Origin of the sequence: Bartonella sp. CR84HXZ, from assembly GCF_042194535.1 — a bacterium.
Lineage (GTDB): Bacteria > Pseudomonadota > Alphaproteobacteria > Rhizobiales > Rhizobiaceae > Bartonella > Bartonella grahamii.
Genome location: NZ_JBHIMY010000016.1, coordinates 1 through 13035, shown reverse-complemented (window position 1 = coordinate 13035; position 13035 = coordinate 1). Strand labels below are relative to the sequence as shown.

The 13035-nt window shown below is 35.0% G+C and carries 16 protein-coding genes and 1 tRNA gene; 12 read left to right on the top strand and 5 right to left on the bottom strand.

All coding sequences use genetic code 11. The annotated features are described in order from the left end of the window. Positions 1-363 precede the first annotated feature (363 nt). The 8 genes from ACFIKD_RS07355 (at position 364) to ACFIKD_RS07320 (ending at position 3756) form a co-directional block, all read left to right on the top strand. The gene (locus tag ACFIKD_RS07355) at positions 364-576 is read left to right on the top strand and encodes a hypothetical protein (protein ID WP_375636075.1); all 213 of its coding nucleotides are present in this window, start codon (positions 364-366) and stop codon (positions 574-576) included. A 30-nt stretch (positions 577-606) separates the two neighbouring features. Beyond that, positions 607-822: a hypothetical protein gene (locus ACFIKD_RS07350; RefSeq protein ID WP_375636074.1), complete on the top strand. Its 216-nt coding sequence runs from the start codon at positions 607-609 to the stop codon at positions 820-822. Then, positions 819-1061 carry a hypothetical protein gene (locus tag ACFIKD_RS07345; RefSeq protein WP_375636073.1) on the top strand — a complete coding sequence of 81 codons (243 nt, stop codon included), beginning with the start codon at positions 819-821 and terminating at the stop codon, positions 1059-1061. The genes ACFIKD_RS07350 and ACFIKD_RS07345 overlap by 4 nt, the downstream gene beginning before the upstream one ends. Positions 1062-1117: 56 nt before the next feature. Then, positions 1118-1420 (top strand): hypothetical protein, encoded by a 303-nt coding sequence (locus ACFIKD_RS07340; protein ID WP_375647616.1) that lies wholly within the window; start codon positions 1118-1120, stop codon positions 1418-1420. Between the two features lie 124 nt (positions 1421-1544). Then, positions 1545-1712, top strand: a complete 168-nt coding sequence (gene rpmG, locus ACFIKD_RS07335; protein WP_004864083.1) for a 50S ribosomal protein L33 — start codon at positions 1545-1547, stop codon at positions 1710-1712. Between the two features lie 315 nt (positions 1713-2027). Then, positions 2028-2585, top strand: coding sequence for a thermonuclease family protein (locus ACFIKD_RS07330; RefSeq protein ID WP_375636071.1), 558 nt, complete (start codon positions 2028-2030; stop codon positions 2583-2585). A gap of 28 nt (positions 2586-2613) precedes the next feature. Next, a complete protein-coding gene (locus tag ACFIKD_RS07325; protein WP_375647614.1) occupies positions 2614-3243 on the top strand; it encodes a uracil-DNA glycosylase family protein in 630 nt (209 codons plus the stop codon). Between the two features lie 21 nt (positions 3244-3264). After that, a complete protein-coding gene (locus ACFIKD_RS07320) occupies positions 3265-3756 on the top strand; it encodes an Lrp/AsnC family transcriptional regulator (RefSeq protein ID WP_015856433.1) in 492 nt (163 codons plus the stop codon). Between the two features lie 48 nt (positions 3757-3804). Here the strand turns inward: ACFIKD_RS07320 and cobT are convergent, their stop codons facing one another. The 3 genes from cobT to glpD form a co-directional block, all read right to left on the bottom strand. Then, positions 3805-4791, bottom strand: a complete 987-nt coding sequence (cobT, locus tag ACFIKD_RS07315) for a nicotinate-nucleotide--dimethylbenzimidazole phosphoribosyltransferase (RefSeq protein ID WP_375647612.1) — start codon at positions 4789-4791, stop codon at positions 3805-3807. 385 nt (positions 4792-5176) lie between these two features. Beyond that, entirely contained in the window at positions 5177-6157 is a 981-nt protein-coding gene (gene dusA, locus ACFIKD_RS07310) for a tRNA dihydrouridine(20/20a) synthase DusA (RefSeq protein WP_375647611.1), read from the bottom strand. A 717-nt stretch (positions 6158-6874) separates the two neighbouring features. Further along, positions 6875-8404: a glycerol-3-phosphate dehydrogenase gene (glpD, locus tag ACFIKD_RS07305; RefSeq protein WP_375647610.1), complete on the bottom strand. Its 1530-nt coding sequence runs from the start codon at positions 8402-8404 to the stop codon at positions 6875-6877. 345 nt (positions 8405-8749) lie between these two features. Here glpD and ACFIKD_RS07300 point away from each other — a divergent pair, with 345 nt between their 5' ends. The 4 genes from ACFIKD_RS07300 (at position 8750) to ACFIKD_RS07285 (ending at position 12015) form a co-directional block, all read left to right on the top strand. Further along, a complete protein-coding gene (locus ACFIKD_RS07300) occupies positions 8750-9622 on the top strand; it encodes a DsbA family protein (protein WP_375647608.1) in 873 nt (290 codons plus the stop codon). Positions 9623-9864: 242 nt separating this feature from the next. Then, on the top strand, positions 9865-10362 hold the full coding sequence (gene accB, locus ACFIKD_RS07295) for an acetyl-CoA carboxylase biotin carboxyl carrier protein (RefSeq protein ID WP_375636066.1): 498 nt from the start codon (positions 9865-9867) through the stop codon (positions 10360-10362). A gap of 14 nt (positions 10363-10376) precedes the next feature. Continuing rightward, positions 10377-11735, top strand: coding sequence for an acetyl-CoA carboxylase biotin carboxylase subunit (accC, locus tag ACFIKD_RS07290; RefSeq protein ID WP_375647607.1), 1359 nt, complete (start codon positions 10377-10379; stop codon positions 11733-11735). A 204-nt stretch (positions 11736-11939) separates the two neighbouring features. Continuing rightward, positions 11940-12015, top strand: a tRNA-Thr gene (locus tag ACFIKD_RS07285). Between the two features lie 99 nt (positions 12016-12114). Here the strand turns inward: ACFIKD_RS07285 and ACFIKD_RS07280 are convergent. Both ACFIKD_RS07280 and ACFIKD_RS07275 read right to left on the bottom strand, forming a co-directional pair. Beyond that, entirely contained in the window at positions 12115-12318 is a 204-nt protein-coding gene (locus ACFIKD_RS07280; protein WP_005865986.1) for an AlpA family transcriptional regulator, read from the bottom strand. A gap of 95 nt (positions 12319-12413) precedes the next feature. Continuing rightward, positions 12414-12902 (bottom strand): DUF488 family protein, encoded by a 489-nt coding sequence (locus ACFIKD_RS07275; RefSeq protein WP_375647606.1) that lies wholly within the window; start codon positions 12900-12902, stop codon positions 12414-12416. Positions 12903-13035 lie beyond the last annotated feature (133 nt).

The following is a 13035-nucleotide window of genomic DNA, read 5'->3' as shown; positions in this document are numbered from 1 at the left end:
AATATGAATAATAAAAAATAATAACTTCAAGTTAAGAAATGACTTATATAATATTTATATTATATAACGTGTACAATCTTCTTTTTTTAGTATACAAGAGGATGAATTTTATTGTTATCTCTATAATAACCACATAAAAATCTTGCAGTTTTTTATACTCAGGGAATGAGAAAAACTGCAAAGAATAGTTTGGTCTCCCTTTCATTTCAGCTCATCTTTTTATTGTTTAAATCAACAAAAGTACCTTAAGCCATTCTCATGAAAAAAAAGCTTTTGACTCTCAAAACAATTCTTTGCGTGCAATTATTGTAGCTATTGTAACTATTGGCACCGTTGGAACAGCATTGGGAATAGGAACACAACTTGTCTCTCTCTCTTCTTATGGCAGAGAAAGGTATTTCCAATAGTATGATCGGCTATAGTGGAACTGTTGGTGGATTTGCCACAATTGTTGCAGCTATTTTTACTTCTCGAATCGCCTTATGCTTAGGCATTTCTAAAACGATATTATTTATGATGGCCATAGGATCTTTAAGTTTTTTAGGATTCTATTTTTTTGAATCCATATGGATTTAGTTCATTTTAAGGTTTATATTACATTTTACTATGACAGTTATGTTTATCCTATCAGAGTTTTGGATCAACAGTTATGCTCCCCCTAAAAGACGTGGTTTTGTTCTTTCCATTTATGCTATTGTCCTAGGATTAGGGTTTGCGGTAGGTCCAATGCTATTAGCAAAAGTGGGAACACAAGGATTTATTCCTTTTGCTGTTGGTTATAGTCTTATTATATTGGCTGCTATCCCAATTCTTGCCGCTTGAAATTAAGTCCAGAATTTCAAAAAAGCCAATATACACCATTTTTTCGTTATCTTTTTCACGTTCCAAGCGCAATGATGGCAGTACTTGTTTACGGTGCTATTCAAATGGGCGCATTAACTCTTATTACACCCTTTAGTTTATCCATTGGTTATAATGAGAATGAAGCAGCACACTTTATGGCAACCCTTGTGCTCGGAAATGTTTTCCTCTTAATTCCTATCAGCATTAGGAGTATATAAGCGATTATGCCAAAGATCGACGCTATCCGCTGATAAGTTGCGCTATCTTAAGTTTTTTGGGAACTTTCATGGTACCATGGATCATTCAATATCCATGGATTCTGATGCTTGATCTGTTCCTTCTTGGTGGTGTATCAGCGAGCCTTTATACAATCGGCCTTGCACATCTAGGGGCACGTCTCAAGGGACAAGAACTTGCTACTGCTAATTCTGCTTTTATTTTTTGCTATAGAATTGGTATGCTTATCGGGCCGACCTTTATCGGAAAATCCATGGATATCTTTAATCCTTTCGGTTTTTCAATAGCTATGGCTGTTTTTTTAGTTTATATATCACTTTGGTGTTTGTCCAACTTATGAGAAAATTAATCAGCTCTTGACTTTTTTGAGAACATCCGTAGTGTTGCTGGAGAATCTGATGACATCAGAAATAGGTTTTGATAGCAAAATAATATTTTTTCAGTATAAATAGGGTTCTTACATTATGGCTAAAGCAGCAACCATTAAGATCAAGCTTTTATCAACTGCAGATACCGGTTTTTTCTATGTAACAAAGAAAAACAGCCGTACAATGACAGATAAAATGAGCAAGCGTAAATATGATCCAGTTGTAAAAAAGCACGTTGAATTTAAAGAAACAAAAATTAAATAAATAGATGTTATACTCCAAAAGAAATGTGGGGATATTGCTCTTCAAAGTTATTTTTTGAGGGGCGTTTTTTTGTTTCCTTAAGTTTAAAAAGTTTACTTTAAAATTTGTATGTTTTGTACGGTTTTGAATAAGTTGATTTATTATTTAAGTTGCTTACATATATTCTACATGAATATTTGATTATTGTGATATCTAACGAAAATTTTGTCATTAAAACGAAACATTGTTTCGTCATATGAATAAAATTTCTCGGACGAATTATAAGCAATACTAAAATAGAGTGCGTTATAATAATGTTAGCAGTTTCTTGGTTTCATGAAAAAAAATTCTCATTTTAATCTAAGAAGCTTAAAAAAAATCACTGGTTTCAATATTTTTGTTGCAGCTAGCATTCTTGTTTTTATGTCAATTTATTTTAAGCAGAATCAGCCGTTGCCTCAAAAAGAAAAATTTTCTTCTCAAAACTCTGTTAAAGGAAATGCAGTAATCATTGATGGCGATTCTATCATGATTTCTTCAATTAAGATTCGACTGGTTGGAATTGATGCTCCTGAACTCCACCAATTTTGTGGAAAAAAGAAGGAACGCTACCCTTGTGGACTTGAGGCTAAAAAATATTTAGAACAACTACTAGACAATCAAACTGTTACATGTCACTGGCATAAAATAGATCAATACCGTCGTGTTCTTGCAACATGTAAAACAAAACAAGTTAGCAATATCAATGCAACGCTTGTACATAATGGTTGGGCTGTAAGTTATTATGAATACCCTAAAGAGGAACAAGAAGCTAGAAAGAAAAAAAAAGGAATATGGGCATCAAGTTTTCAACGACCGCGAGAATGGCGCAAAACAAATCCTCGCACTGAATAAGAAAAATATTTTTTAATTTCATTGACCAATGAAACGATGTAAACAGATTATCAAACTTGAAAAAAAAATCTATTCCTGTCGTGTTTGTATCCAACAACCACATTATTTTCCTCCTCTTCCTCACGAACCAAATCCCGTCGTTTATTTATCCGATACGGCTTCGATTGCAATTGCAGGACAAGCACCAGGATTGCGTGTCCATGAAACTTCTATCCCTTTTAATGATCACTCTGGCAAAAGGCTGCGTGATTGGCTGGGGGTAACGAAAGAAGAATTTTATAACAAATCTCTTTTTGCTATTGTTCCTATGGGATTTTGTTTTCCAGGTTATGACAACAATAAAGCTGATTTACCACCAAGGCGTGAATGTCGAGAAATATGGCATGAAAAGATATTCCAAGCGATGCCTCAAATAAAGCTTGTTCTTGCTATTGGCAGTTATGCGCAAAAGTGGCATATTACAGAATTAAAACATAAAACTGTTTCAGCAACCGTTAGTGATTGGAGAAATATTCTTTCCATCCCCCAACCTCAAGGCTATAATGTTATGCCTTTGCCTCATCCATCATGGCGAAATACTTCTTGGTTACAGAAAAACCCATGGTTTAACGATGAGCTTATTGTATATCTGCGTCGTTTAGTGCGTAAATTTTTATAAATTAAAATATTGAGAAAAAATATGGATCGTCTTGACCGAAAAATTTTACATCTTTTGCAAGAAAATGCGACACTTTCTGTTGCTGATATTGCTAAAAAAGTGGGACTTTCGACCACTCCTTGCTGGCGTAGAATTCAAAAACTTGAAGAAGATGGTGTCATTCAGCGTCGTGTTGCCGTTCTTTCTCCAGAAAAAGTAAATGCGCATGTCACTGTTTTTGTGTCTATTCGCACAAACACACATAGTCATGAATGGTTTAAGCGTTTTTCAAAAATTGTGCAAGAATTCCGTGAAGTCATTGAATTTTATCGAATGAGCGGAGATATTGACTATTTATTGCGTGTTGTTGTGCCCAATATTGAAGCTTATGATCTTTTTTATAAAAAATTAATTTCTAAAATTGACATCCGTGATGTCTCATCTTCTTTCGCAATGGAACAGATTAAATATACAACGGAACTTCCACTTAATTATATTAAATTACACGACAAGACGCATGAACAAAACTCTTAAGAGTTTTTTATATCGTCTCATTATCTTTTAGGCATTCAAACTTTCTTGTTAAAAAAACACCGTTTGTGCATGTGTTAAAACAGCAGCTTTGACAATACCAGCTGCCATAGCTGCTCCTGTCCCTTCACCAAGACGCATCCCCAAATCAAGAAGTGGTTCTTTGCCAATTTTTTTTAAAAGTTTACGATGAGCTGCCTCAGAAGAAACATGTCCAACAAGGGTATGATCAAGAGCTTTTGGATGCATTTTATAAAGGACAGCTGCAGCTGCTGTTGCCACAAAACCGTCTAAAATAACAGGTATTTTTTCTATTCTTGCTGCTAAAATAGCACCAACCATAGCAGCAATTTCACGTCCTCCTAAGCGACGCATTATCTCAAAAGGATCATTAAAATAATCCTTATGCAAAGAAATAGCTGTATTAACCGCTGCGATTTTACGCTGATAAAAATCACCTTCTGATTCCATACTATTTTCTGTCCATTCTTCCACTTCTCCTCCAAACAATGCTAAGCATAAAGCTGAAGCTATTGTTGTGTTTCCAATTCCCATTTCTCCAATACATAAAAGATCTGTCCCACCCGCAATGGATTCCATTCCAAATGCCATTGTAGCAGCTGCACTCCGCTCATCCATTGCAGCATCCTTCGTAATATTCATTGTTGGATATTCCAATGCTAAATCAAATATTTTTAATCCAAGATCATAAGCAATACAAATTTGATTAATAGCAGCTCCACCAGATGCAAAATTTTGCACCATCTTTTGTGTCATAGATTGTGGAAGTGGTGTAACATTTTCTTCTACTATACCATGGTTTCCAGAAAAAATAGCGACCAAAGGTCGCGTTACGATAGGTTTTTCTGTGCCCCTCCATCCCGCATACCAAACAGCAATGTCTCCCAGTTTTCCCAATGTTCCTTGCTCTTTTGTTAAGTTTTTTTGCCGTTTTTTTGCCAAGATTATAGAAAACTCATCAGCAACAGGTAAATTTGTAAGCAAAGCACGAAAATCATCAAATGGACTAGCGGTCATAAGGATACCTTTTAAAATCTACAATGTTTATGAAAATCACGTCATATATACAGGATATGAATAATTTATTGTTTTTTTAAACAGTGCTTTAAAAACGTTAAATATTATGAAAGCAATGATTTCTATTTTCTAATCAAATAACGAACATGAAAGATTTAAAATATTATCAATATGTTATTACTATTTTTACATTATGCTCTTAACCTATTTCTCTATTAAATAGGAGCAATCAGCATGTTGTTTAATATATAAATTCTAACATTCCTTCTATAACAAAAGTTGCAAATTTTCAGAAACTTATAAAATCGAAGGGATCAAAATGATCATAAAGAAATCAAAACACAAAGGATCTCAATTTTAACATATGTTAATTGTCAGGCTGTTATTAAATGAGAGCATAAAAAGCTTCTTTTAAAATACATATATCTGCATTTGGTTTTGTTGCGTCATTTGATAATATTTGCCTCCATCGACGTGCCCCACCCCGCCCATGAAATAAACCAATCATGTGACGCGTCACATGAGAAAGCCGCCCTCCCGATGCAATATGTCGAGCCGCATAATCACACATAACCTCAATAAGATCATTCTCACTCAGATTATTTTTCGCCTCATCATAGAGTTCAAAATCAATATGTTTTAACAAAGCTGGATCATGATAAACTTGGCGACCAAGCATGACAGCATCACAGAAAGTTAAGTGTTCTTTGATCTCATCAATCGATTTAATTCCACCATTTATCCCAATGAATTTATGAGGATATTTACGTTTTAATTTATAAACCCTTTCATAATTAAGGGGCGGAATATTGCGATTTTCTTTCGGACTCAATCCTTGTAGCCATGCCTTGCGTGCATGTATCCAGAGCGCATCACATCCAGCATTCCAAACCTGATTAGCCAAAAGATCTAACGCTAACTCTTCATCTTGTTCGTCCACTCCAATCCGACATTTGACAGTTACTGGTATAGTAACCTCTCGTTTCATCGCTTCCACGGCATTTGCCACAATGTCTGGATGTAGCATCAAACAAGCCCCAAAGACACCAGCTTGAACACGATTTGATGGACAACCGACATTGAGATTTATTTCGTTGTAGCCAAAATCTTCAGCAATTCGTGCAGCTTCTGCTAACTTTTTCGGATCTGCCCCCCCTAATTGTAATGCAACTGGGCGTTCTTTATCGCTAAAAGCCAACAATTGTTCGCGAACACCATGAATGACAGAATCTGCTACCATCATTTCCGTATAAAGGAGTGCTTTTTTCGTTAAAAGACGATAAAAAAACCTGCAATGTCGGTCTGTCCAGTCCAACATTGGTGCTACTGCAAATTTTACAGGTGATGGAAGGTTGTAAAATATCATGAGGGTATTACTCTCATATCTCTATAGCTCTCTCTTTATACATAGAAAAATACTTATTTTTAGTTTACGGAAAGTTTTATTCTCTTATACTATCATGAGTATAATAACAGCCCATTATATTCAATTGATATAAAGGTTTACTACAATCAATCATGATAAAACACAATATGGCATTTCTCATAGATTAGTGTTCAGGTATATAAAGATTAGTGTTCAGGTATATAAACATGAAAAAATTTTTCACTATAATATAAAAAACTCATTTACAATTTCTTCTTACGCTCATCAAGCCTCTATCCTTACATGATTTAGCGCAGCGTTTAAGATAATAAACGATAAACTAAAACATTGTACAATTTTTCATAATAGATTTAATTTTCTTTAGATTTTTTTAACTTATTGTGCAAATAAACGCTACAGAAAGTACTTTTATCTTCTCCTCAAGAAAGAACAAAAATCCTTATTTCACACGAATCTAATTATAAATCATTTTTTCTCAATGAGTTATTCTTGGTAATATTCTTGGATTTCACTTTATAAGATAGATAAATTCCATCCTAAATGTTTTATCTAATTTTACCATTTTATGATTCTTGCAAAAAAACTAAAATTAGGGCATAGACAATCATTGTCTTTTTAATATGTATGATTGACATCAGTATCTCTTGAAGGAAAATATTTTACAATATTGCAGATAAAATTTGTAAAATGAAATGATCATAAACGTTGTTCAATCTCTTGTTTGCTTTGCATATAGGAAGAAAGAATGTCAACCTCTTGTTCATTAAATAGGAGACCAAGTTTTGAACGACGCCATAACACATCTTCACATGCTTTAGCCCATTCTTTTTCCATCAACCATTTTACTTCTACTTCATAAAGCCCATGTCCAAAATCTTTTCCTCTATTTGCCTCACCATGTTCAAATATCACTAATGCTTCCGTACCATAGGAGCGTGCAAGCCTGCGATGTGTAAAAGCATCTAAATCTGGCATCAAAAGAGCAATCTTATTTTCGATTATATCTAATTGATTATAGGGAAAATCACCCCCTGGAAGTACTGTTTTAGCTGTCCATGATGCTCCCTTTTTACCAAGCGCTTTTTCAACAAATTTCATCGCATCTTCAGCCAACTTACGATAAGTTGTAATCTTTCCTCCGTAAAGATTAAGAATCTTTGGTGTTGTTCCTGTTCCCATTTCTTTTAAAACATAATCGCGCGTAATTTCTTGTGCTTTTGAAGCTCCATCATTATAGAGTGGACGAACTCCAGAGTAAGACCAGACAATTGTTTCAGGTAACACTGGTTGTATGAAATATTCACTGGCTGCTGCACAAATGTAATCAATTTCTGTATCAGTAATATGAACGTCAGCCGGATCTCCTTGATAATTACAATCTGTTGTTCCAAGCAAGGTAAATTCTTCTTGATACGGAATAGCAAATATAATACGCCCATCACCATTTTGAAAAATATAAGCACGATCATGAGTATAAAGCTTGGGAACCAAAATATGAGAACCTCTAACAAGTCGTACTGGTGGATGTTCTTTACAGTCTAATATGTTTGCTAAAACATGATCAATCCAAGGTCCTGTCATATTCGCGACATAAGAAGCTGTGACACTATATTCTTTACTACTTAACTTGTCTTGAAGAACGATACGCCATTTATTGCCTTCTTTTTTTAAAGAGAGAACTTCTGTTCGTACTTTTATATCAGCTCCCCACTTTTCTGCATCACGAGCATTGCCAATAACTAAACGCGCATCGTCTACTCTTGCATCAGAATATTCAAAACCTCTCTGATATTCTTTCTTCAGTGTAGAGCAAAATTTTTTTGAAAAATTAATCGTTTTACTGCGCCACAATTTCTGATTCCAATTCCCTAAATAATCATAAATAAAAAGTCCAAAACGCAACATCCAAGCAGGACGCAATTCTTTATGATAGGGAAGAAGAAAACGCAAAGGACGCACAATATGTGGAGCCATACGTAAAATGATCTCGCGTTCTTTCAATGCTTCACGAACAAGTTTGAACTCATAGTGTTCAAGATAACGAAGCCCACCATGAATAAGCTTTGTTGACGCACTTGAGGTCCCAGATGCAAGATCGTTCATTTCAGCCAATCCCACTTTAAATCCGCGTCCTGCTGCATCTCTTGCCAATCCACACCCGTTTATCCCTCCCCCAATGATAAACAGCTCATAATGTGTTGTGGTTTTCATAATTTCACTTTTCATTATTTAATTTTGTTTCTCAGTACTCAATAAAGCAATAGGAAAAAATAATACAAGTGTTCTTCATTGTATTATCAACGTACTTTTTCCTAAAATAAACACGCACAAAAAGCTTTTGATACCCTTACACATCAAAACAACATTTGACAAATTAAAGAGAATTTTTTTATCTTTTACAAAAAATAATCCTTGCCAAGCCAAGGTTCATCATATGAAGTCTTTTTAGAGAAAAATTGATGTTTTTTCTCATTCTTAAATACACACTATAGCTAAATGCTTTATTGCACATAGATAACGCTTTTCATATAGTTCACTCAATGACACACTAGGAAATATGAAGGTATACAGATGACTCATCACTCTCAAAATTCGAAAATAACACCTCTTTCAAAAATTTTAGTCCCAGTTATGTCGAGTATTTTAATCTTTTTACCTTCTTTATCAAACGCAACATCACACTCAAAAACAGCAAATCATTTAAGCTTAGAAAAGCTTAAAACACAACTTTTAGAAGATTCTAGCTTTTTATCTAAGCTTAAAGAAAAAATGATACCACATACTGATTCTCATCATATTCAACAAATTGTCAGAGAGTACCTTCTTACTCATCCAGAAGTTCTGATTGAAATGCAGCTTATTCTTCAAGATAAGCTGGAAAAACAGAACGAATACGAAAACAAAATACAAACTTCTGTCATCCATTTATTAGAAAAAGAAATTTTTCATTCTCCTCATGACGCCGTTTTGGGAAACCCAAATGGTAAAAAAGTGCTTGTCAATTTTTTTGATTACAACTGTGGATATTGTAAAAGTTCCTATTCACATATAGAAGACTTGATAAAAGAATATCCAGATTTAAAGGTTATTATTAAAGATTTACCAATTTTAAGCTCTGATTCTATGGCAGCCCATACTGTTGCCTACGTATTTCGAAAACAATTTCCAGAGAAATATCCTCAGTTTCACAAAACGCTTTTAATGTATCATGGCCGCGCAAATGAAGCTAAAGCTATTAAAGTAGCTGTTTCATTAGGAGCAGATGAAAAAAAACTACGTAATGCAATAAAAGATCCCACTCTACAAAACGCTTTTAAAGAAAATATCCAAATTGCCTCTAAACTTCATATTACGGGAACACCTTCTTACATTATTGGTAATAAAATATTCATTGGCGCAGCCAGACAAGATACTCTAAAACAAGCGATAGACAATACACGGTGAATACCTGATCAGTTTTAGGAAGAATACTGTAAATGAGGTAATTTTATGCTTTCTCTTTTTTGATAACAGGCTTATAAGTGCAATTTTGCGTAAAGCAGATACGAATTTTAAATTGCAAAGTATAATGATTTAAAGGAAATAAAAATCTTTAAAGCCTCAAAAGATATCATCCCTAATCTAGAGATATGCAGTCATAAAATGAGATAATGACGATCTTCATTGATCAAGGAGTTAGAAATAAAATGGCAACAAAAAAAATGGATTCGGTAAAAACTGCAATTGATACGAAAATTATTCGTGATCTTGCTGAAATTTTGAATGATACCAATTTAACGAACATTGAAGTTGAACAAGGGGAGCTTCGTATTTGTGTCTCACGTCAAAATACCTTAACTTCTTCTGAGCAAGCCATCTATGCTCCTGTTTCTACTCCTACTTTTTCTGTAACATCTTCTCCAGTCCCAACAACTGAATCTCCTATACAATCTATCCAAGAAGATAAATCAAAAAACACAATAACCTCTCCGATGGTTGGAACAGCTTATCTTGCACCTTCACCAGGCGCGCAACCTTTTGTAGAAGTAGGACAAAATGTTTCTGAAGGGGAGACATTACTTATTATTGAAGCCATGAAAACAATGAATCAAATTTCATCACCACGCTCAGGCACGGTAACCACTGTTCTTGTCAAAGATGGCCAACCTGTTGAATTTGGTGAACCACTTATTATTGTTGAATAAAGCGAGGGGCAACCATGATTCGAAAAATCCTCATTGCTAATCGGGGAGAAATTGCTCTTCGCGTTTTGCGTGCATGTAAAGAACTTGGCATAAAAACCGTGGCTGTTCACTCTACCGCTGATGCAGATGCAATGCATGTTCGTCTTGCTGACGAAAGCGTTTGTATTGGACCTCCTCCTGCTCGCGATTCTTATTTGAGTATTCAGCAAATTATTGCTGCTTGTGAAATTACAGGAGCTGATGCTGTTCATCCAGGTTATGGCTTTCTTTCTGAAAATGCAAAATTTGCAGATGTTCTAGAAGCCCATGATATTACATTCATCGGTCCAACAGCTACTCATATCCGAATCATGGGCGATAAAATCGAAGCAAAGAAAACCGCTAAAAAACTTGGTATTCCTGTAGTTCCCGGTTCAGATGGAGCAGTCACTGAAGAATCAGATGCTTTACGCACTGCTCGTGAAATTGGTTATCCAGTTATTATCAAAGCTTCTGCCGGTGGTGGTGGACGTGGTATGAAAGTCGTTCATTCTGAACAAGAATTTTCTATAGCTCTCAAAACAACGCGTTCAGAAGCAAAAGCTGCTTTTGGTGATGACGCTGTTTACATAGAGAAATATTTAGAAAAACCCCGTCATATTGAAATTCAAGTCATAGGTGATGGTGCGGGAAATGCTATTCATTTAGGAGAACGCGATTGTTCACTTCAACGACGGCATCAAAAAGTATGGGAAGAAGCTACATCACCTGCACTTAACGAAACTGAACGGAAAAAAATTGGCAGTATTGTTGCAAATGCCTGTGCCCAACTTGGATATCGTGGAGCTGGTACTATTGAATTTCTTTATGAAAATGGTGAATTTTATTTCATTGAAATGAATACGCGTTTACAAGTCGAACATCCTGTAACTGAAGAAATTACGGGTATAGATTTAGTCCATGAACAAATCCATATTGCATCAGGCTGCAAGCTTTCAGTGACACAAGATGATGTCTGTTTTTCTGGTCATGCCATTGAATGCCGTATTAATGCAGAAGATCCTATTAACTTTACGCCATCACCTGGAACCATTACACATTTTCATACACCTGGAGGTTTAGGGATTCGTGTTGATTCAGGTGCTTATTCAGGTTACCGTATCCCTCCTTATTATGATAGTATGATTGGAAAGCTGATTGTTCATGGACGTACCCGTTTAGAATGTATGATGCGTTTACGGCGTGCTTTAGATGAATTTGTCGTCGATGGGATAAAAACTACACTACCTCTTTTTCGCGATCTTATTAATAATCAAGATGTTGCTGATGGTAATTATAATATTCACTGGCTAGAAAAATACCTTGCTCATCAATCAAAGTCTTCAGATTCGTAATTCAATAGCAAAATGGTGAATTCCTATAAAAGATTCTATAAGATATCAACATAAGGATAATTCCAACCTTGCTGTAAAAAGTGGTAAAAGAGGAAATAGATTGGTTATTTTTTATTTGTTATACAGTTTTCTTTTAATATGTACAAAATTTGATAATTTTCTGTTTTCCTTTTTGCGAGTTTGTGCTAACTCCTACGTGGTTACGCCCTTATAGCTCAGTTGGTAGAGCACCTGATTTGTAATCAGGGGGTCGGGAGTTCGAGTCTCTCTGGGGGCACCATTTTATATCTTCAACATATTGAAATATATAGATTTTTTCTTTAAATAGCCATTTTCAGACCACCTTTTAGACCACCTTCTACAGTTTATATAATTTTACCTAATTTGTTCTTATTTGCTCCTTATTTTTCTTTGGGGTGAAGGCTAAGATCTCTTTTTTTCTCCATCTCACTGCTCTCCCTAGCTTATATGGCTCCGGAAACAACCCCTGAAGCACCCAATTGCGAATCGTTGTTGTGGATACACTAAAAAGCTGTGCACACTCACGTGTTGTTACATATCTATCTCCATCATCAAATATCATCTCATTACCTTTCTCTTTTTTATGTTAATTAAATGGGTGGGGGGCTGGAAGTCATGTGAAGCACTCCAACTTTTAAAAATCTGCAAGTTTATTTTTTAGATGTGTTCAATTTCATATTTCCAATCAGGCAATTGAGTAAGAGCTAATGCGAGTTGTCCTCTATGGCACATGCATACATTGGCTTCAAAACAGGTGATTGCAACACGCTTTTTATTTAAAAAAATTTGATATAATTTATTTATTGCACAAGAATTATTCTTGAGAGTTGTATTTTGATAATCTTCAAAAAGGCGATCATAATCTTTTTGTGTTTTCAAATTTCTTCGTTTTTCAGAAGTAATTCCAAGTTCAGGCATATGCATATATTCAATATCAATGTTGCTTACAGCTTGCTCTAATTGTTTTTTTGAAAATCCGTGTTTTCTACTTATTGGATTTTTACGAACATCACATAAAGTTTTGATATTGTTTTCTATGAGACAACTAAGATAATTCTCAAGGGACCTACCTTCATAGCCAATGGTAAAAAAACAAAATTCCTCATCTTTAGCAGGCTGTATGATAATATGTTTGGTGTTACACACGTTTAATTTCCTTAGTAAATGGGTGGGGGTGCTTAGGCAAGGAGAAGCAGAGAGCGCCCCCATAGGTTTAAGCAGCTTTTGCCAAAATCTTTTGCATCTCTTGTTCTATTTCCCCTAAAAAGATTTCGACCGC